The following is a 20,359-nucleotide window of genomic DNA, read 5'->3' on the forward strand; positions in this document are numbered from 1 at the left end:
CTGGCGGACAAAGAGAAAAGCCGTGGCTGTCAGACATTGAATATCCGACAGCCACGGCTTTTACTGGCTCAAGCAAAGACGGTCGCAACTGCCTTTTTCGTCGCGGCAACAACCTTGTCTGCTTCTTCACGCGTCAGGCAGAGTGGTGGAGCAAATCCGAGAATATCGCCTTCAGGCATAGCGCGAGCGATAACGCCGTTGGCAAGAAGTGCCGTTGAAACCTGTGCGCCAATCTTCAGCGAAGGATCGAAGAATTTGCGGTCATCGCGATCTTCCATGAATTCGATTGCCGCCATCAGGCCTTCGCCGCGAATTTCGCCGACATGCTTGTGATCGCCAAGAGCATCCTGCAGTGCCTTGCGGAAATAGGCACCTGTGGAGCCTGCATTTTCAACCAGTTTCAACTCGTCGATGAGCTTGAGATTGGCTACACCTGCTGCAGCGCAGATCGGATGGGCGGAATAGGTCCAGCCATGGCCAATTGGACCCATCTGATCGGAGCCCTGAACCAGCACCTGCCACATGCGATCCGATACAATTGAACCCGAGAGCGGCGCATAGGCCGAGGTCAGGCCCTTGGCGATGGTAATCAGATCGGGCTTCATCCCGTAATGGTCGGAACCGAACATGCTGCCGAGACGGCCGAAGCCGGTAACGACCTCATCGGCAACGAGCAGAATATCGTAGCGATCAAGAACGGCTTGAATTTTCTGCCAGTAGCCAGCAGGTGGCGGAACGATACCGCCCGTGCCCAGAACAGGTTCACCAATAAAGGCTGCGATTGTCTCCGGGCCTTCCGCAAGGATCATTTCCTCGAGCTTGTCGGCACAATGTTGCGAGAATTGTTCTTCGCTCATCGAGCGGTCTGCGCGACGGAAATAGTATGGCGATTCCGTATGCAAGATCGGAGCGCGCGGCAGATCGAATGCATTATGGAAGGTCGCAAGACCCGTCATACTTCCCGTCATCACGCCTGAACCATGATATCCGCGCCAGCGAGAAATGATCTTCTTCTTTTCCGGGCGGCCAAGAATATTGTTGTAGTACCAGATCAGCTTGATGTTGGTTTCGTTTGCATCGGACCCCGAAAGCCCAAAATAAACGCGGCTCATGTGGTCTGGCGCGCGGTCGATGATCATCTTGGCAAGCGTGATCGACACTTCAGTGCCATGACCGACATAGGCATGATAATAGGCAAGTTTGCGCGCCTGTTCTGCAATCGCATCCGCAATTTCTGTGCGGCCATAACCAACATTGACGCAATAAAGACCTGCAAAGGCATCAAGACTCTTCCGACCATTCACGTCGGCAATATACACGCCCTCGCCGCCTTCCAGCACACGCGTTGGCGTTTCACCACGGGCATGCATACCCATATGCGTGGATGGATGAAAGAAATGATCCCGGTCCCAAGCGGTCAGTTCATTGCTATTATTCAACATGGTTATGTTCCTTTCCTGTCGTCACGCTTTCACGCGGCGGTATCGATGCAGAGATATTTGAGTTCGGTGAAGGCTTCGATGCCTTGATGGGAGCCTTCGCGGCCAAGCCCTGATTGTTTCCAGCCGCCAAAGGGGATCGGCGCGCCGGTAATTTTTGCGCGGTTGATGGCTACCATTCCATATTCGAGTGCGCGCCCCATGCGGAGCTGTCGGGCGCCATTCGCCGTTACGACATAAGCAACTAGACCATATTGTGTGGCATTGGCGCGGGCTATGACCTCGTGTTCATCGCCAAAAACCGTGACAGCGGCCACCGGCCCGAATGTCTCTTCGTGCATAATCGCCGCATCGTCAGGCACATCGACCAGCAATGTCGGTTCAAAGAAAAGCGAGTTCTCTCTCAGCCGGTTGCCGCCGACGAGTATCTTACTGTCTCGCTTTTCAGCGTCCCGCACGTGCTCTTCGACCTTGTCCACCGCCCGGCTGTGCATCAGAGGCCCAATCTCCGCCGTCGGATCAAGACCGTTGCCAACCTTCAGCGCCGCAATGCGCGCTGCAAAAGCCTTTGTGAACGCTTTCAGAATGCCGCGCTGAACAAAGATACGGTTTGCGGCAAGGCAATCCTGACCAGAGGTCGCAAATTTGGCGGCCATAGCAACATCGACCGCCCGCTCGATATCGGCATCATCGAAGATGATTAAAGGTGCATGTCCACCAAGCTCCATGACAAGCCGTTTCATCGTGTTCGCACATTTGGTGGCAATCAGCCTGCCGATTTCCGTTGAACCGGTGAAGCTCAGCGCCCGTACACGCTCGTCGCGGCACAATACATCGACGATAGGCGCGGCTTTGCCCGTCACCACATTGAATATGCCCGCAGGCATTCCCGCACGTTCGGCCAGTTCGGCGAGGGCGAGTGCAGAAAGCGGTGTTTCTGAAGACGGATGCACGACGACCGGGCAACCGGCGGCAATCGCTGCAGCCGCCTTGCGGGTGATCATGGCATGCGGAAAATTCCAAGGCGTTACAAGTGCTACGACACCCAACGCCTCGCGGCGCACGAGCATCTCGGCATTTGGGAGATGGCTCGCTATGGTTTCGCCGTTAAGACGCTTGGCCTCTTCTGCAAACCATTCGATGAAAGATGCGCCATAGTCGATTTCGCCGCGCGATTCCGCCAGCGGCTTGCCCTGCTCCAGCGTCATCAGCAATGCGAGATCTTCGCGATTTGCCGTGACCAGCTCGAACCAACGCCGCAAGACCGCGGATCGTTCGTGGGGCAGCTTATCACGCCAGGCCGAAAACGCCTTTACTGCCGCATCGATCGCAAGCGTCGTCTCAGCTTCGCCAAGACTAGCCACACGGGCAAGCCGTTGACCCGTTGCAGGATCGAGAACAGGGAAGGTTTCGGCCTTTTGTCCCGCTACCCAGCGTCCATCGATATAGCTAAGTTCGCGAAAAAGGTGTTTGTCCCGAAGCCTGTTAAGGCCATCATGTTGTATCGGATGATCCAGAACGGCATTCATTGTGCTTCTCCCAATTCTGGAAGAAACATCTCATAGGCTAGGCCATTATTCGGACCAAAGGCATAACGAAGAACAGCAGGATTGGACTAAACTTCAGCAATCAAACAGATCGTTTGGACTATTCCACATCATCGGCGAGGATCGACAAGGGTGTTCCAGTCCGCTCGTCTTTGACAAGCTTCGTCACGATGTATGTGAAATAGCGTTCGATTCCGATATTCTGATCCAACAGGCGGTCAATCAGACGCTGATAGCTATCTATATCGCGGGCCATGATCATCAGAAAATAATCTATGCCGCCACCGACAGACCAGCACGAGACAATCTCGGGAATGACAGCAATTGCGCGCTCAAAGCGGTCAAAATCGCTCTGGCGGTGATTACCGAGCGTGATCTGAACCATGACATGCGCAATGGGGGCGATTTTGCGATAGGCAATGCGCGCGTGATAACCCGTGACAACGCCCGCCTCCTCCAGCTTGCGCAGTCGCAGCCAGCACGGTGTTGGTGACAAACCCACCTGCTCTGCGAGCGCGAGCTTGGTGATCCGCGCGTTCTGCTGCACTGCTTCCAGAATACGAAGATCAACAGCATCAAGCTTGAGGGCGGATTTCATTATAACGGTCCAATGTAAGTGAGTATTTGCGTTTCAAGGCCATTCTCATTGGCATGGTCGCATATCGCAGGCAAGCCTGCGCCAGTAATAAATCACTTCAGAGCAATATTGTAATGATCCAATATAATTATTGACATGATCCTATAGGTCTTTCACACATAGAGCCAAGAACAAAAAATCAAACATATGGGGAACGAGGATGCGGCCTTACGGTTTCGCACGTAGCGTATTATTGCGCCCTCAATTTGCTCGCCTGCAGCGAAGAAGTGCTTTGCTTGGTGCAGTATTCCCCATTGTCACGCCGCTTTGAACGGCGGTGCGGATGTCGGGAAGTGTGTCGCAAATGATCAGTCTCAACGAAATAGAGCAAGCCCAAGACAGGCTGAATGGTCAGGTCCAAAGAACACCGCTGATCTGCTCCAAAAGTCTCAGCGCGCAATCAGGCGTGCCGGTTTTTCTCAAGCTTGAAAACAGACAACCAACGGGTAGTTTCAAGCTTCGCGGCGCAACAAATGCCGTTCTCAGCCTGTCCGAAAATGAACGCAAGCAGGGACTTGTCACAGCCTCTACCGGAAATCATGGGCGCGCATTGGCTCATGCGGCGTCCACGCAAGGGTTGACCGCCACGATCTGCCTTTCATCGCTTGTACCGCGCAATAAGGTCGAGGCCATCCGTGAGCTTGGTGCTGATGTGCGCATCATCGGCAAATCCCAGGACGATGCGATGGAAGAAGTCATGCGACTTGTGCGTGATGAAAGCATGAATGCCATCCCACCATTCGACGATCCGCGCATCATTGCCGGACAGGGAACCATGGGATTGGAAATTGTCGAAGACCTCCCCGAACTGGATACAGTACTTGTTCCGCTTTCTGGTGGCGGCCTTGCCGCCGGAGTGGCTGCAGCAGTGAAAGCAAAACGCCCACTAGCGCGGGTAATTGGAATTTCCATGCGCCGCGGCGCGGCGATGCAAGCGAGTCTTGAAGCGGGTAAACCAGTCAATGTTGAGGAACAGGATACGCTGGCAGATTCCCTCGGTGGTGGCATAGGCCTCGATAACCGTTGGACTTTTGCCATGTGTCACGCCCTGCTTGATGATGTGATCCTGCTCGATGAAGAGGAGATCGCAGCGGGGATCAGACATGCCGCGACACAGGAAGGCGAAATCATTGAGGGTGCTGCGGCCGTCGGCATTGCCGCCTTGTTGAGTGGCAAGATCAGGCCGACAGGACCGGCCGTCATCATAGTCTCAGGTGGCAATATCGATCCCGAACAGCACCGCGCAATCATGGAAGACCGCTATCGGAGGGCAGGCTGATGGCTGAAATGAGAATTCTGACCGAAGCTGATCTGCGACAGATCATAGCCCTCGACCTTGAAAGCGTGGCGTGCGTGGAGGATGCTTTCCGGGCACTCGCCAGTGGCGGTGTCAGCATGCCGCCCATTCTTCGGTTGGATATCCCTGCAGAGCGTGGCGAAGTCGATGTGAAGACGGCCTATATTCCTGGATTAGACAGCTTTGCCATCAAAGTAAGTCCGGGCTTCTTCAATAATCCTTCCATCGGCCTGCCTTCTACCAACGGACTGATGATCCAGTTTTCGGCAAAGACCGGACTTATCGAAGCACTATTGCTGGATAATGGCTATCTGACCGATGTGCGTACAGCGGCTGCCGGTGCTGTCGCAGCAAAATATCTGGCGCGGGAAAATGCCCGCGTCGCCACCATCATCGGTGCGGGCATGCAGGCAGGAATGCAGCTTGAAGCGCTGAAACTCGTGCGCCCCATCACCGAGGCGCGGATTTGGGCACGCAACGTCGATAGCGCGAAAAAAGCCGCGCAGAACTTTACCCAAAAGCTCGGAATACCGGTGACGGCAATCGCAGATGCAAAGGAAGCTTGCGATGGCACTGACATTATCGTCACGACGACGCCATCGGAAACACCGCTCATAAAGGCTGAATGGCTTGCACCCGGCCAACACGTTACTGCGATGGGTTCGGATGCCGAACATAAGAACGAGATCGACCCCGCCCTTTTCCTGCGATCAATCACCTATGTCGCTGACAGCCTCTCCCAGACACGCAGGCTTGGCGAATTGCACCATGCAATTTCGGCTGGGATTGTAGCAGCGGGTACTGTCTTTTCAGAACTGGGCCAGATCGTTCTCAATAAGGCGAAATTCCAGCGTCAGGCAGAGGACATAACCTTCTGCGACCTCACGGGCACCGGTGTTCAGGACACCGCAATTGCTCGCCTTGCGACGGAGCGCGCCAGCCTGCGCGACGCAGGCACGAAAATTGATTCAACCATAACTGCAGGAGCCAGTCGATGAGTGTGGAACTCAACTTCACCCGCGCGGAATATGATGAGCGGATAGCCAAAACCCGTCGCGCCATGGAGAAGGCAGGCTTCGATGTCATCATCGTCACAGACCCGTCCAACATACACTGGCTTACCGGTTATGATGGCTGGTCCTTCTATGTCCATCAATGCGTTGTGCTTTCGATGGAAGGCGAACCGATCTGGTACGGTCGCGGTCAGGATGGCAACGGTGCGAAACGCACCGCGTGGATAAGCCATGACAACATCATCGGCTATCCTGACCACTACGTGCAATCGCTGGAACGCCACCCGATGGATCTTCTGGCCTCAATCCTTGAGGAAAAGGGATGGGGCAACAAGACGATAGCCGTGGAGTTCGATAATTACTGGTACACGGCTGCGGCCCACCATGCTTTGCAGAAGCATCTGCCCAATGCACAGTTCAAAGATGCGCAAGGTCTCGTCAACTGGCAGCGGGCGGTGAAGAGTTCAACCGAGATTGGCTATATGCGCAAAGCCGGGCGCATCGTGGAAGCCATGCACCAGCGCATCGTCGATAAAATCGAGCCGGGTATGCGTAAATGCGATCTGGTTGCAGAAATCTATGATGCAGGCACACGCGGCGTTGACGATTTCGGCGGCGATTATCCTGCCATTGTGCCGTTGCTGCCTTCTGGACCTGACGCCTCCGCCCCGCATCTCACCTGGAACGATTTGCCGATGAAGACCGGAGAAGGCACCTTCTTCGAGATTGCAGGTTGCTATAAGCGTTATCATTGCCCACTGTCGCGGACTGTATTTCTCGGCAAGCCGACGCAGGCTTTTCTTGATGCAGAAAAAGCAACACTCGAAGGTATGGAAGCGGGACTTGCTGCTGCTCGTCCCGGCAATACCTGCGAAGATATTGCCAACGGCTTCTTCGCTGTTTTGAAGAAATACGGGATCATCAAGGACAACCGCACCGGCTATTCCATCGGCCTGTCCTATCCGCCGGATTGGGGCGAACGCACCATGAGCCTGCGCCCCGGCGATCACACCGAATTGCAGCCCGGCATGACCTTTCACTTCATGACAGGTCTCTGGCTGGAAACCATGGGGCTGGAGATCACCGAGAGCATCGTGATCACCGAAACCGGCGTCGAATGCCTGTCGAATGTGCCACGCAAGCTCGTGGTCAAGAATTAGGACGCTACGATGATGCTTAGCTCGCCCCCTTCCCGTCCCTCCCCAATCACGCCAACTGTCGATTTTGACCGCGACGGCGTGCAACACGGACATTTGCGGCTGCCTTGGTCCAGAGACGATTCCGCCTGGGGCTCGCTGATGCTGCCAATCTGCGTCATTCGCAATGGCGATGGACCCACAGCCCTTCTTACGGGTGGCAATCACGGCGATGAATATGAGGGGCCGGTTGCACTCTACGATCTCGCCGCCAATCTGAAACCGGCTGAGATCAACGGACGCGTTATCATTGTTCCTGCAATGAATTTTCCAGCTTTCACGGCGGGAACACGCACATCGCCGATAGATAAAGGCAATCTCAATCGTAGTTTCCCTGGCCGCCCGGATGGCACGGTAACTGAAAAGATCGCCGATTATTTCACCCGCTATCTGCTGCCCACAGCCGATATCGTCATGGATTTTCATTCCGGGGGCCGCACACTTGATTTCCTGCCCTATGCAGCAGCACACGCCCTGCCCGATGCAACTCAGGAAGCCCAATGCTTTGCTGCCGTCAAAGCTTTTTCGGCTCCTTTCTCCATGCGGATGATCGAGATCGATGCTGTAGGCATGTACGACACGACCGCTGAGGAAGCCGGGAAGGTGTTTGTGACGACCGAGCTTTCCGGCGGCGGCACGATTTCAGCACGGTCGGCAACAATCGCCAAGCGCGGCATTCGCAACCTTCTGCGTCACGCAGACATTTTGCATGGCGAAGTGGAGTTTTCACCCACGACATGGCTCGATATGCCATCGCAGGAATGCTTCGGCTTTGCCGATACCGAAGGTTTGCTTGAACCTTTGGTCGATCTTGGCGCGGAAATACGCAAGGGCGACCTCATTGCCCGCGTTCATAATGTGGCACGCACCGGCGTAGCTCCGCAAGAGTACCGCGCCGCACTCGACGGAATTCTCGCGGCACGGCACTTTCCGGGTCTCATCAAGATGGGTGATTGCCTTTCGGTCATCGCCACGATCAGCGAGGAACCGTCCTCGTCTTAAATCAATCAGTACCGACCAATTGAAAAGCCGGACCAAAAACAACCGGCATCCATAAAGAGGAGTGAACACCATGCGCATGAAATTTCATACGATTTCCGCTCTGCTTTCCGCGGCAGCATTTGCAGCTCTTACAATCCCGTCACAGGCCGTCACCATCGACGATCTGAAAAGCGCGGGCTTTGTGCGAGGAGCGACTGCCAACGAAGTGCCCTATGGTTATATGGACGCGAGTGGCGCAGCCAAAGGCATCGGCCCGGACGTTGCCGCAGCAATCTTCAAAAAACTCGGAATTGAAGAAGTCGATTGGACTGTTACGCCTTTCGGCTCGCTTATTCCCGGATTGAAGGCCAAGCGCTTTGAGTTTGTCGCCGCCGAGCAGAATGTTTTGCCCGACCGCTGCAAACAGGTTCAGTTCACGGTCGCCAATTCCAGCTACGGTGAAGGTCTCCTGGTTCCAAAAGGCAATCCAAAAAACATTCATTCCTATGATGACATCAAGAAAGATCCGTCTCTGAAAGTCGCAATTGTTTCGGGTGCCGATCAGATCGATTTCCTGCATGGAATGGGTATCGATGAATCACAGATCGTCATGATTCAGGGCAATGCTGACGCTCCATCCACGGTTCAGACCGGTCGTGCGGATGCCTATGCCGCAACAGAGCTGACAGTGGCCAAGCTCGTTGAAAATTCGCCACAACTGGAACAGGCACATCCGTTTACCGATCCGGTTGTGGATGGCAAATCCGCGCGCAGTTTTGGCGCTTTCAGCTTCCGTCCAGAGGACAAGGAGTTCTACGACGCCTTCAACAAGGAGCTTATCGAGTTCAAGAAGACCGATGACTACAAGAAAATCCTGATGACCTATGGGCTTAGCGAAGAGAGCGTCGAAGCGGCGCGGACTGTTGATACGGCCAGCCTCTGCAACGCAAAGTAACGCTTTTATCGCCCGCCGTGCCATGATGATTGGTTCGGCGGGCCTTGTCTCATCTCTATCGGGAGAAGACCATATGCACTGGACGGAGTATCTTCCCGCCCTTTTCAAAGGCGCACAAATCACCGTCGTTCTTGCCCTCAGTTCGATGGCTATCGGCACTCTGCTGGCGTTCGCAGCCGGTATTGCCCGGTTTGCGGGTGGGCCGATCCTTTCCACGATTGCGGTGATCTATATCGAGATATTCCGGGGTACTTCCCTGCTCGTGCAATTGTTCTGGCTCTATTACGCCCTGCCATTGATCGGCATTTCATTCGATCCGATCACGACCGGCATTATGGGGCTTGGCCTTAACATTGGTGCTTATGGTGCTGAGGTCGTGCGTGGTGCCTTGCAGGCCGTTCCTGAAGCGCAACATGAAGCCGCAAGAGCCCTCAACTTCAGCAGAGGCCACACATTGTTTCACATCGTCCTGCCACAGGCGGTTGTCGAGATGATGCCGGCTTTCGGCAATCTGGCTATTCATAATCTGAAAGATACAGCACTCGCCTCGCTTATCGCCATCAGCGATCTCACTTTCCAGGCCCAGCGTTTGCGCAATCTGACGCTCGACAATGTGACGATCTATTCGCTGACACTACTTGGTTATTTTGCAATGGCCCTGGTGCTCGCCTCCGCTATTCGCTGGCTTGAGCGACGACTGAAACGCCAGACAATGGCAGGAGGTTTCGCATGATCTACGGCTATGCATGGGACACCTCGTCCACGCTATCCTTTGCGATTTCCATTCTACCAATTCTGGGAATTGGCCTCACAGTAACACTCAAGGCCGCAGCCACCGGCTTTGCTATTGCGCTAGTGCTCGGCCTCGTCTTTGCGCTTCTGCGCCGCAGCCCATACAAAATCATATCCTGGCCGACCGTGGTCGTTGTGGAGTTTCTGCGCGATACACCGCTGCTGGTACAGTTGTTTTTCCTGTATTACGTGCTGCCTGCCTATGGCATTGTTCTGCCCGCATTCCTGACCGGCGCTCTGGCGCTTGGCCTTCAATATTCGGCCTATACGTCGGAGGTTTACCGCGGAGGTATAGAGGCCATTCCGCGCGGACAATGGGAAGCAGCGCGCGCCCTGAACCTTACGCCTTGGCGCACCTATCGCGACATTGTCATTCCGCAAGCCATACCCCGGATCATCCCGGCCATGGGCAACTACCTCGTCTCCATGCTGAAGGAGACCCCGGTTCTGTCTGTCGTCAGTATCGTCGACATGCTGAACCTCGCCAATCTGATCGGCGACCGCACCTTCGAATATTTGGTGCCGCTGTCCATGGTCGGCCTGATCTTCCTCATCCTGACACTTATCTGCTCGGCGCTCATACGCCTGCTCGAACGCACACTTCCAAAGAACGGGATCGCCCTCAAATGACCCAGGAAATCATCCGCTTTCAGGACGTAGCCAAGCGTTTCGGCGCACTGACTGTGCTGGATCAATTCAATTTCTCGGTCAAGACAGGCGAGAAAGTAACACTGATCGGCCCATCAGGATCGGGAAAATCGACGGTGCTCCGTATTCTCATGACACTGGAGCCGTTTCAGGAGGGTACGCTCGAACTCGCAGATATGTCCTATCACCAACCAAACGGCAAAGGACCGTTTCAAGCGAGCGAAGCCCACTTGCGTAAAATCAGATCGCATGTCGGCATGGTGTTCCAGAGCTTCAATCTGTTTCCGCACATGTCTGTGCTGCGCAATATCATCGAAGCGCCAGTACACGTTCTCGGTATGAAGCGGGACGAAGCCGAGGCGCGTGCACTCGATCTTCTTGCTCTTGTCGGCCTGACTGACAAAAAAGATCACTACCCTTCACAGCTTTCAGGTGGCCAGCAGCAACGCGTTGCGATTGCGCGTTCATTGGCTATGCGTCCACGTGTTCTACTCTTTGACGAACCCACATCGGCGCTGGATCCGCAGCTTGTCGGCGAAGTTCTGGCAGTCATTCGCAGTCTCGCGCAAGAACATGACCTGACAATGCTCCTCGTCACTCATGAAATGCGCTTTGCACGCGAAGTTTCCGATCGTGTCTGTTTTTTCGACAAGGGACGCATCTGCGAACAGGGCACGCCCGAACAGATATTCCAGTCTCCGACCGAAGAGCGGACGAAAGAATTTCTGCAATCAGTTCTATAGCGCTCAGGCTATAGAACTGACGTCATAGACTGGCGGCAGTTGCGCGAAGGTTTCGCGAATAGTTTCAAGAGCCGTCTGCAAGGCAGATCGCGAAAGCCTTCCGCCGAGGCAGATGCGGATGCCGCCATCCCCCCGCTCACCACCTGCCACGAACGGATCAGAAGGTGTGACAGCGACGCCCTTGCTTGCCAGAGCACGGACCAGACCATCCTCCGACCAGTTGCGCGGGATCTTCAACCAGGCACAAAGCGACAGCGGATTGCTGCCAGCAATGTGCGGCTCAAGAATATCGGCTACCAATGTCTGCCTTGAACGCAACTCGCTACGCTGAATATCCAGAAGCTCGGTCGCCGTTCCGTCCTCGATCCAGCGGCTGGCCATCTCTGCAACGAGATTGACGCCGCTCCAGCTCGTGACGCGCAAAATCGACGTTACGCGGATGGAATAATGCGCAGGCACCACAAGATAGCCTGTCCGCAAGCCGGTCATAACCGTCTTGGTGAAGCTTGTCACAAAGAAGCCCAGTTCTGGCAGCAGTTCCGGCATTGACGGCAGAGGCTCTTCAAGGATCGGCTTATAGACTTCATCCTCGATGACACAAACGCCGTATCGCCGGGCAATATCCGCGACAGCAATGCGCCTTTCAACTCCCATCAAATGACTAGTCGGATTGCCAAGCGTCGGAATGAGCACCAGCGCCCTTACATCTCCCGCCTTGCACGCAGTTTCAAAAGCATCGGGCAATATACCTTCTCTATCCGTCGGCAGCGCACGCAGCGTGAAGCCAAGCACATTGGCAAGACCTATGATGCCATGATCGGTAAGGCTTTCCGTCAGTACAACCTCACCCGGCTGCACAACCGCTGCGACTGCCAGAAACAAGCCATGAGCAGCGCCATTCGTAATAATGATCCGGCCCGGATCAACATCAACCGACAGGCCACGCAGCCAGTCTCGCGCGACCGCGCGATGTCGATCCAGCCCCGCAATAGGTCGACATGGACGCATGAAGCTCGCATTGTCCGACTGGCTCATTTCCTCCAGCAGACGACGCGATGCATTCTCGTGGGCTTCTGTATAGACTGCGCGAATGATGGATAGATCCGCCGTTCCGCTGGGATCCCGATCAAGCATGAAACGATCAGCCCGCTCCGTCACCCGGTTGCAGACATAGGTTCCCCGGCCAACCTCACCACGCAAATAACCGCGCCGTTCTGCCTCCTTGTAGCTGATACTGACCGTCTGTACCGAAAGCCCGAGCTTGTGCGCCAAATCCCGATGGGTCGGCATGCGCGTGGCGGGCAAAAGAACGCCCTTCTCGATATCGTCGACAATTTTATCTGTCAAAAGCCTGTGCTTGGTGACGCCCTTGCGCATTTCCAACATGGGTTCCCACATGCGTCTACCAACTCCATCATGACATATCCAGAATTGTCCTATTATACTGAAATTTCTTCATGACAATCTAGTCAAAACAGCGTTCAAGGAGAAGTTCTTATCGCTGGCAATGACAAGCACCGAGACGATGGAAAGCATGCCTCAGCGAGTACGTGCGGAACGCAATAAAAACCGTTCGAAATGGTATCTGAAAATATCGATTCAACATCATAAAAGATGACAAGTCCGTCAAAACAAGCTATTGATAGATAAAGCGAATTCTAGCTTTTCCCGTACACATCGTTCCTCGCTGCCGGACGAAATACGCATGAATGAAAAACGGAGCCCGCAGGCTTCCAAGCCGCAAAATCCAGCCAAATCGTTCTTTGAAAATGAACGTCCGACGCTGAAGACAATTGCATTCATGACCGGCCTTGGCGTGACCACGGTTTCGCGTGCTTTAAAGGATGCACCGGAAATCGGTCCGGAAACACGAAAACGCGTACAACTGATCGCCCGACAGATCGGTTATCGTCCCAATCGTGCCGGTGTGCGCCTTCGAACCGGCAAGACGAATGTCATTGCCCTTGTCCTGAACACACAGGACGAGATCATGGGCTTTACCAGCCAGGTCATTCATGGCGTCGCGGATGTTCTTGCCGAAACGCAATACCATCTCATTCTGACACCCTATTTTCATTCGCGGGCGCCAATCGAACCGATCCGCTATATCGTGGAAACGGGCTCAGCCGACGGTATTATTTTTTCGCGTACAGAACCGGACGATCAACGCGTCCATTATCTGACGGAACATGATTTTCCGTTCGCCACCCATGGTCGCACTGATACGGGCATTGAGCATCCTTTTCACGACTTTGATAATTTCACTTTCGCGCTGGATATGGTTGGCAAACTGGCAGCGCGCGGACGAAAGCGGCTCGCTTTACTGACTCCGCCCGCACATCTCACCTATTACCGGCATATGGTAGGTGGATTTTATGAAGGTCTGCGTGCCTTTCACTGTAGTGGATCGCCGCTCGAAGACGTTGATCTGGATACACCGCTTGAGGATTTGCGGCAGCATATAGCTCAATTGATGAAAAGACCTGATCGACCGGACGGTATCATCTGCTCTGGCAGTGCAGCCGCTCTGGCAATTGTTGCCGGTGTAGAAGATGCGGGATTGAGTATCGGTAATGAAGTCGATGTCGCAGCCAAACAATCGACGCAGATTTTGCATTGGTTTCGCCCGGGGCTGATTGTCGTCGAGGAAAGTTTCAAGCTGGCCGGGCAGCAGCTTGGCAAAGCCATTCTGGGCCGGATTAACGGCATCGATGTGAGGTCCTTGCAGACCATCGGATAAGAATGGGCGGAGGCCACTCCGGACCCGTGAGCCCGGAATGGCCTCCTATCGCTCGGGAGGAGCGATGCAAAGTCAGTTCGCCGCCCGTTTCTTTCCATTTTCAACTGGCAGCAACAAAGCCTCAGCCGCTTTAATGTTCAGTGCTTCCGGGCGCGTACAGCGCGTTTCGATGTCAATGAAACGCTTTTCCTCGCCTGATCTCAAAATAGCCAGCATGACGTCGACCCCATGCAGTGCACGTTCCAGCGAACAACGTAGATCGCGGCCGTTCAGAATAGCAGCCGCCATATCTGCCAGACCAGCCGTTCTATAGTTAGCCATCATACCTTGAGAATGCTGTTCATTGGCAACGCCAAATGGATGCTCCCAATTTTCCACTATTTCCGCTGGTTCGCCCGGCTTCGCCAGTTGAACTTCTCCGCCAAAAAAATTGGGATCGGGCAGGTAAAGCGATCCTTCGGTGCCATACAACTCCATGTTCGCATGGCGATGCGCCCAGACATCCCAACTGGCTGATAGTGTTACTGTTGCGCCCTGTTCGAATTCCAATAATGCGTGAATGGTCGTTGGCGTCTCCACAGGAATGGCTTCGCCCTTGCGTGGTTCAGAGCTAATCGTCCGCGTCGGTGTAGCTGCAGAAGTCAAAGCGGCGACGCGCTTCACGGGGCCAATCAGATTAACGAGATTGGCGATGTAATACGGTCCAAGATCAAGGATCGGCCCACCGCCCTTTCGGAAGAAAAAGTCGGGATTCGGATGCCAATGTTCCATGCCATGGCTCATGACATGGCATGTACCGGAGGTGATGCGACCGACATTACCATTATCGATTTCGCGCCGCGCCAGCTGATGGGCTCCACCCAGAAACGTATCCGGCGCGCACCCCACTTTCAGGTTGCGACCATCGGCAAGCGCCTTCAGTTCCAGCCCCTGCTCCATCGAGAGAACCAAAGGTTTTTCTGAGTATGCATGTTTGCCTGCGGCCAGAATTTGCTTCGTGACAGCATAATGAGCATCGGGAACTGTCAGGTTGACGACGATATCAATGCCGTCGTTCTGAAGCAGCTCATCGATAGTCTGTGCTTTTATACCAAACTCGTCTGCGCGCGCTTTTGCTGCAGCAGGATTTATATCGGCGCATGCTATTATTTCGATACCTCGAAACATGGGAGACAGCCGCAGATAGGCAGCGGATATATTGCCACAACCGATAATGCCGACACCAAGTGCCTTGGTCATTTCGTTCTCCAACTCAGAAATTCTTTACGGTTTCGATGGAACGGCGCGCAAATCGGGTGTCGTCCGACGGATTATCGTGTTCCATGATGAAATAGCGGACGGGCGTCTTGCGCAAAGCCGTAAACAATTCAGCCCAGTCCACAGTGCCATGTCCGACGTCTTCCCAGCCGTCTTCGTCGGTTTTTTCACCGGCTATGGCGATATCCTTGACATGGACCGCAAGGATTCGGTCGCCATAGCGCCTGATCCATTCAAGCGGGTCGGCACCGCCTTTGATAATCCACGCAATATCCGCCTCCCATGCAAGATCGGGCGAAGCATCGAGGATATGTTCCTGTGGTACGGAACCGTCGGCCAACGGGCGGAATTCGAAATCATGGTTGTGCCAGCCAAATGCATAGCCCGCCTTGCGATAATGCTCTCCAGCGACAGCAAGGCGTTTTCCGAACTCCTGCCAACCGGCAACACTATCCGGGCGGCGGTCTGCATCGAGATAAGGGCAGAAAATAGCCTTCATATCGGCGACCTTGGCAATCTCCAGAACACGGTTGACTTCGTTCTCCAGCATATCCAGACCAAAGTGTCCGGTAGGCATGGAAAGTCCCAATGCGTCGAGGTCCTTCTTTAATCGAACAGGATCACCATAAATCCCCCCATAGCCTTCCACCCGACGATAGCCGAGATCCCGCAGCATGGTGAGCGTGCGTTCCAACGGTTGGAAGTTGCGGGAGCTGTAAAGTTGATAGGAATATCCGTTCATGTCCTCGTCCTCAGAACTCTATCCAGAATTGTGTCGGGCTTTCTTGCGAGCAAAAAATCCCCGCACGGTCCGAGGCAAGCCCTCGTGCCGTCCATTGAAAGCCAATAGCTTCGCCTCTCGCAGGAGAGGCTCTTAAGGGGAACGTTCTTCGCTATTCATCTAAAGCCTCTCCTCCGTTTGCGCATCGAAAAGCGACAGGGCATCCGGCTTGAAACCGATCCTGACCTTCTCACCTGCCCGATAGCGCTTCCCCGCTTCCACCCGTGCGGATAGCGAATGTCCGTTCAGGCGAAGCCAGACCAAACTGTCGGCACCCATCGGCTCATCCAGATCGACGGTCGCCTCAAAACCATCTTCGACATCAAGTCTAGTATGCTCAGGACGAACCCCGAGAGTGGCCTTACGTCCGGGTGTCAGCCCACCGTCATATCCATCAAGCTGAACGGCGGTCTCGCCAGCATGGAAGACTGGCTTGCCATTTGTAGCCGTAATTTCTCCCGTAAAGAAATTCATCGACGGCGAGCCGAGAAAACCCGCTACGAACCTGTTCTTTGGGCGATTGTAAATCGTCGACGGATCAGCCAGTTGTTGGACCACCCCACCTTTCATGACTGCGATGCGGTCCGCCAATGTCAGGGCTTCGATCTGGTCGTGCGTGACGTAGATCATGGTATTGCCGAGTCTCTGGTGAAGGCGCTTGATCTCAACGCGTAGCTCAGAACGTAATTTTGCATCCAGATTGGAAAGCGGTTCATCGAACAAAAACACGTCGACATCGCGCACCAGCGCACGACCGATCGCAACACGCTGACGTTGTCCGCCGGACAGTGCCGAAGGTTTGCGCTGCAGCAAGGGTTCGATCTGCAGAATTTCGGCCGCGCGTTTGATGCGTTTATCAATCTCCCCTTTCGGGAAGCCGGCAACCCGCAAACCGAAGGAAAGGTTCTTCTCAACAGTCATTTGCGGATAAAGCGCATAGGACTGAAACACCATGCCGATGCCACGATCCTTCGGCTCCTCCCAGGTAACGTTACGTCCTTTGATGAAAATGCTGCCTTCGGAGATATCGAGAAGGCCCGCTACACAATTGAGCAGAGTGGACTTGCCGCAACCGGACGGCCCCAGAAGAACGAGGAATTCGCCCTCCCCGATTTCCAGATTGAGATTTTGCAGCACATTGACCGAGCCGAAGCCGAGCGACAGATCCTGGATGGAAACGCTGGAGTTCATGAATTCATCCTTTCACTGCGCCAGCGGCAATGCCGCGTACAAAATACCGACCAGAAACAAAATAGACGAGCAATGGCACGGCCCCGGTAAGAATGGTGGCGGCCATATTGACGTTGTATTCCTTCACGCCCTGCATGGAGTTGACGATATTGTTCAGCTGGACGGTCATCGGAAAATTCTGCGTTCCTGCAAACACCACGCCGAACAGAAAGTCGTTCCAGATACCGGTCACCTGCAGAATGATTGCAACCACGAAGATCGGCAGCGACATCGGCAGCATGATCTGAAAGAAAATGCGCCAGAACCCGGCTCCGTCGACACGCGCTGCCTTGAAGAGTTCCGGCGGCAGGCCGGCGAAATAGTTGCGGAACAATAACGTCAAGATCGGCATGCCGAAGATGGTATGGATGAAGACAACGCCGGTCAGCGTGCCGAATATACCAAGCTCGCGGGTTATGATCACGAGGGGATAAAGCATGACCTGATACGGAATGAATGCCCCAAACAACAAGACCGAAAAGAATATTTCCGATCCTTTGAATTTCCAGTTGGCCAGCGCGTAACCATTGACTGAAGCGATGGTGATGGAAACGATCACGCTCGGCACGGTGATCTTGATCGAATTCCAGAACCCCGCGCTGATGCCTTCACAATAAAGGCCGGTACAAGCCTGACTCCATGCCTTGACCCATGGCTCAAAGGTGATTTCGACTGGCGGTGAAAAGATGTTGCCGAGCCGGATCTCCGGCATACCCTTCAGAGAAGTGACTACCATCACGTAAAGCGGCAACAGATAATAGACGGCAGCAACGAACAAAATGCTGTAGAGCATGATGGTGGCCGGTGCAAAGCGCCGTTTTGGCTTACGACCCCACGGCTGCGAAGCCCGCTTTTGTGCCGGACGAGCCTGGGCTGCTACAGCCTCAGTTTCGGCTGGCCTCTTCCTGTTGAGGACAGCTTCAGTCATCGCGCTTTCCTCCGACTATATTCCAGCATTGTCCAAGGAACGAGAATGATCAGAACCGTGGTCAGCATGACGGTAGAAGCAGCAAGCCCCTGCCCCAAATTGGCCCAGCCGAACATGAAATCGTAGACATATTTTGCTGGTACTTCCGACGCTATGCCGGGACCGCCATTGGTCATGGCAACCACCAGATCGTATAGTTTGACGATGCCTGTCGCGATAAGAACGACGGTCGTCACCAGAACGGGGCGCATCATCGGCAGGATGATGAAGAGATAGGCTTTCCACTTCGGAATGCCGTCAACTCGTGCAGCCTTCCAGATTTCATCATCGACATTGCGCAGCCCGGCCAGCATCAGAACCATGACCAACCCCGTCATCTGCCAGAGCCCGGCAATGACAATTGCATAGATGACGTAGGTGCGGCTCGACAGGATAGCCATCTGGAAGTTGTCGAAGCCTATATCGCGAATGACTTTCTCCAGTCCGAGTTGCGGGTTGAAAATCCACTGCCAGACAAGGCCCGTCACAATGAACGACAGGGCATAGGGATAGAGGAAAATCGTGCGAAATGTGTTCTCGAAGCGGATTTTCTGGTCCATCAGGGCAGCAAGGACAAACCCGGCCACAAGGGAAAAGCCCATGCAGAGGACGCCATAGATCGCCAGATTGCGGACTGACACATGCCAGCGGGTTGCAGAAAACAGGCGCGTATATTGATCGAAGCCGACAAAATTCAACATAGGCAGCGATTTGGAGGACGTGAAGGAATAAACAACCGTCCAGAGCGTGCAGCCAATGAAGACCACGAGAACCGTCGCGATCATTGGAAGTGCTGCAACCTTTGCATTCAGATTGCGAAATATTCCCGACGGCTTTCCACGATTGCCCTCTTCCATGACGGCCATGATGCTCCTCCCTGTTCCGGTTCTCGGAGTGTCCTGTACCGTCGTCCTCATCGACAGCGCAGGACTTGAACGTGACTATTGTGCCTGTTCGATAATCTCCGCAAAACGTTCCTGAATATCATCGACCGTCATGTCTGGATTGGAGAAAAACTCGGCAGCCAGACTTTCGATTTGCCCTTGGGTATCCGGCGCACGCAACTGCTCCACAGAGGGAACGATGTTGTCCGGGTTCTTCAGAATATCGATACCTGCACGCATGCAGCTCGAGGCTGAATCGAGATCCACATCGCCGCGGATCGGCAGCGACCCCTTGGCCAGATTGAATGCAACCTGCGTCTCCTTGGAAACGAGCATGCTTGCCAGCTTGAGCTGCGCCTTGGTGACTTCCGGGTCCTTGTTCTTCGGGAAGTAGATCGCGTCACCGCCAGTATCCAGATATTGATGAACGCCGAGTCCTGGCAAGCAGTCATAATCCTTGCCTGCAACCTTGCCCGCTGTCCCAAACTCGCCTTGCGCCCAGTCTCCCATGATCTGCGTACCGGCGCGGCCGGTCAGCACCATGTTGGTCGCCTCGTTCCATGAACGGCCCACATAACCCGGATCAGCCAGTGAACGCGCCTGAGCCAGCGCTTCAAAAACCTTCTTCATTTCAGGACCGCGTGCCGCATCGGCGTTCTTGTCCTTATTGACCTTTAGATAGAGGTCCTTACCGCCAATCGCAGTTGTCAGGACAGTCAGCATGCCATTCACCTGCCAACCGTCACCGGTCGCCAACGGCACAATGTTCTTTTCCTTCAGCTTGGGAGCTGCAGCTATAAGGTCATTCCAGTTTTTTGGAGGTTCGGTTCCGGCCTCGCGAAAGGCTTGCGGATTGATCCACATCCATTCCCACGAATGAATATTCAGCGGCACACAGTAGAGGCGCCCTTCATAAGTGCAGGATTCCAAGAGGCTCTTCGGACGAATGAAGTTGGCCCAGCCTTCCTTTTCGGCGAGCTCGGTCAAATCCGTCATTAATCCGCCCTGAACCAGTTCTTCAGCCTGCCGTCCATGATTGAGCTGGGTCGCTCCCATTGGATTGCCGCCGAGAATACGGCTGATAATGATCGGGCGGGCTGTAGCGCCGCTACCGGCAATCGCCCCATCGACCCACTTGTCGCCGCCGAGCGCATCATATTTTTCAGCGAGAACTTTGACAGCTGCCGCTTCACCGCCAGATGTCCACCAATGCGTAACTTCAAGATTAGCCGCAGAAGCCGAATCTGCCATT

The 20,359-nt window shown here is 54.4% G+C and carries 19 protein-coding genes; 9 read left to right on the forward strand and 10 right to left on the reverse strand.

Annotation, left to right across the window (positions count from 1 at the left end):
* Window positions 1-68: 68 nt before the first annotated feature.
* From KWJ32_RS03735 to KWJ32_RS03745, 3 genes are all read right to left on the reverse strand, one after another.
* On the reverse strand, window positions 69-1,442 hold the full coding sequence (locus KWJ32_RS03735; RefSeq protein ID WP_151609529.1) for an aspartate aminotransferase family protein: 1,374 nt from the start codon (window positions 1,440-1,442) through the stop codon (window positions 69-71).
* A gap of 29 nt (window positions 1,443-1,471) precedes the next feature.
* On the reverse strand, window positions 1,472-2,968 hold the full coding sequence (locus KWJ32_RS03740) for an NAD-dependent succinate-semialdehyde dehydrogenase (RefSeq protein WP_151609530.1): 1,497 nt from the start codon (window positions 2,966-2,968) through the stop codon (window positions 1,472-1,474).
* 118 nt (window positions 2,969-3,086) lie between these two features.
* Window positions 3,087-3,584 (reverse strand): Lrp/AsnC family transcriptional regulator, encoded by a 498-nt coding sequence (locus tag KWJ32_RS03745; RefSeq protein ID WP_094542646.1) that lies wholly within the window; start codon window positions 3,582-3,584, stop codon window positions 3,087-3,089.
* A gap of 343 nt (window positions 3,585-3,927) precedes the next feature.
* Here KWJ32_RS03745 and eutB point away from each other — a divergent pair, with 343 nt between their 5' ends.
* From eutB to ehuA, 8 genes are all read left to right on the forward strand, one after another.
* On the forward strand, window positions 3,928-4,902 hold the full coding sequence (gene eutB, locus KWJ32_RS03750) for a hydroxyectoine utilization dehydratase EutB (protein ID WP_151609531.1): 975 nt from the start codon (window positions 3,928-3,930) through the stop codon (window positions 4,900-4,902).
* Entirely contained in the window at window positions 4,902-5,918 is a 1,017-nt protein-coding gene (locus KWJ32_RS03755) for a cyclodeaminase (protein WP_012092889.1), read from the forward strand. Before eutB ends, KWJ32_RS03755 begins: the two co-directional genes overlap by 1 nt.
* Window positions 5,915-7,093 carry an ectoine hydrolase DoeA gene (doeA, locus tag KWJ32_RS03760; protein WP_151609532.1) on the forward strand — a complete coding sequence of 393 codons (1,179 nt, stop codon included), beginning with the start codon at window positions 5,915-5,917 and terminating at the stop codon, window positions 7,091-7,093. Before KWJ32_RS03755 ends, doeA begins: the two co-directional genes overlap by 4 nt.
* Window positions 7,094-7,105: 12 nt before the next feature.
* Entirely contained in the window at window positions 7,106-8,131 is a 1,026-nt protein-coding gene (gene doeB / locus KWJ32_RS03765; RefSeq protein ID WP_040128706.1) for a N(2)-acetyl-L-2,4-diaminobutanoate deacetylase DoeB, read from the forward strand.
* A gap of 70 nt (window positions 8,132-8,201) precedes the next feature.
* Window positions 8,202-9,065: an ectoine/hydroxyectoine ABC transporter substrate-binding protein EhuB gene (gene ehuB / locus KWJ32_RS03770; RefSeq protein ID WP_012092886.1), complete on the forward strand. Its 864-nt coding sequence runs from the start codon at window positions 8,202-8,204 to the stop codon at window positions 9,063-9,065.
* A gap of 73 nt (window positions 9,066-9,138) precedes the next feature.
* Window positions 9,139-9,798: an ectoine/hydroxyectoine ABC transporter permease subunit EhuC gene (gene ehuC, locus KWJ32_RS03775; protein WP_010658663.1), complete on the forward strand. Its 660-nt coding sequence runs from the start codon at window positions 9,139-9,141 to the stop codon at window positions 9,796-9,798.
* The gene (ehuD, locus tag KWJ32_RS03780) at window positions 9,795-10,487 is read left to right on the forward strand and encodes an ectoine/hydroxyectoine ABC transporter permease subunit EhuD (RefSeq protein WP_012092885.1); all 693 of its coding nucleotides are present in this window, start codon (window positions 9,795-9,797) and stop codon (window positions 10,485-10,487) included. Before ehuC ends, ehuD begins: the two co-directional genes overlap by 4 nt.
* Window positions 10,484-11,248 (forward strand): ectoine/hydroxyectoine ABC transporter ATP-binding protein EhuA, encoded by a 765-nt coding sequence (gene ehuA / locus KWJ32_RS03785; RefSeq protein ID WP_012092884.1) that lies wholly within the window; start codon window positions 10,484-10,486, stop codon window positions 11,246-11,248. The genes ehuD and ehuA overlap by 4 nt, the downstream gene beginning before the upstream one ends.
* 3 nt (window positions 11,249-11,251) lie before the next feature.
* Here ehuA and KWJ32_RS03790 read toward each other — a convergent pair whose 3' ends face one another.
* Complete coding sequence (locus tag KWJ32_RS03790; RefSeq protein ID WP_040128351.1) at window positions 11,252-12,646, reverse strand: PLP-dependent aminotransferase family protein; 1,395 nt, start codon at window positions 12,644-12,646, stop codon at window positions 11,252-11,254.
* Window positions 12,647-12,953: 307 nt separating this feature from the next.
* Here KWJ32_RS03790 and KWJ32_RS03795 point away from each other — a divergent pair, with 307 nt between their 5' ends.
* Window positions 12,954-13,988: a LacI family transcriptional regulator gene (locus KWJ32_RS03795; RefSeq protein ID WP_012092882.1), complete on the forward strand. Its 1,035-nt coding sequence runs from the start codon at window positions 12,954-12,956 to the stop codon at window positions 13,986-13,988.
* A gap of 72 nt (window positions 13,989-14,060) precedes the next feature.
* Here KWJ32_RS03795 and KWJ32_RS03800 read toward each other — a convergent pair whose 3' ends face one another.
* The 6 genes from KWJ32_RS03800 to KWJ32_RS03825 all read right to left on the reverse strand — a co-directional run bounded on the left by KWJ32_RS03800 (window position 14,061) and on the right by KWJ32_RS03825 (window position 20,358).
* On the reverse strand, window positions 14,061-15,227 hold the full coding sequence (locus KWJ32_RS03800; protein ID WP_012092881.1) for a Gfo/Idh/MocA family oxidoreductase: 1,167 nt from the start codon (window positions 15,225-15,227) through the stop codon (window positions 14,061-14,063).
* Between the two features lie 13 nt (window positions 15,228-15,240).
* The gene (locus tag KWJ32_RS03805; protein ID WP_012092880.1) at window positions 15,241-15,987 is read right to left on the reverse strand and encodes a sugar phosphate isomerase/epimerase; all 747 of its coding nucleotides are present in this window, start codon (window positions 15,985-15,987) and stop codon (window positions 15,241-15,243) included.
* Window positions 15,988-16,146: 159 nt separating this feature from the next.
* The gene (gene ugpC / locus KWJ32_RS03810) at window positions 16,147-17,217 is read right to left on the reverse strand and encodes a sn-glycerol-3-phosphate ABC transporter ATP-binding protein UgpC (protein WP_012092879.1); all 1,071 of its coding nucleotides are present in this window, start codon (window positions 17,215-17,217) and stop codon (window positions 16,147-16,149) included.
* Between the two features lie 4 nt (window positions 17,218-17,221).
* A complete protein-coding gene (locus KWJ32_RS03815; protein WP_012092878.1) occupies window positions 17,222-18,184 on the reverse strand; it encodes a carbohydrate ABC transporter permease in 963 nt (320 codons plus the stop codon).
* Window positions 18,181-19,089: a sugar ABC transporter permease gene (locus KWJ32_RS03820; RefSeq protein WP_012092877.1), complete on the reverse strand. Its 909-nt coding sequence runs from the start codon at window positions 19,087-19,089 to the stop codon at window positions 18,181-18,183. The genes KWJ32_RS03815 and KWJ32_RS03820 overlap by 4 nt, the downstream gene beginning before the upstream one ends.
* Before the next feature lie 75 nt (window positions 19,090-19,164).
* Entirely contained in the window at window positions 19,165-20,358 is a 1,194-nt protein-coding gene (locus tag KWJ32_RS03825; protein WP_172488811.1) for an ABC transporter substrate-binding protein, read from the reverse strand.
* Window position 20,359: the final 1 nt, after the last annotated feature.

The sequence above is a fragment of the Ochrobactrum sp. BTU2 genome (assembly GCF_024539785.1).
Lineage (GTDB): Bacteria > Pseudomonadota > Alphaproteobacteria > Rhizobiales > Rhizobiaceae > Brucella > Brucella anthropi.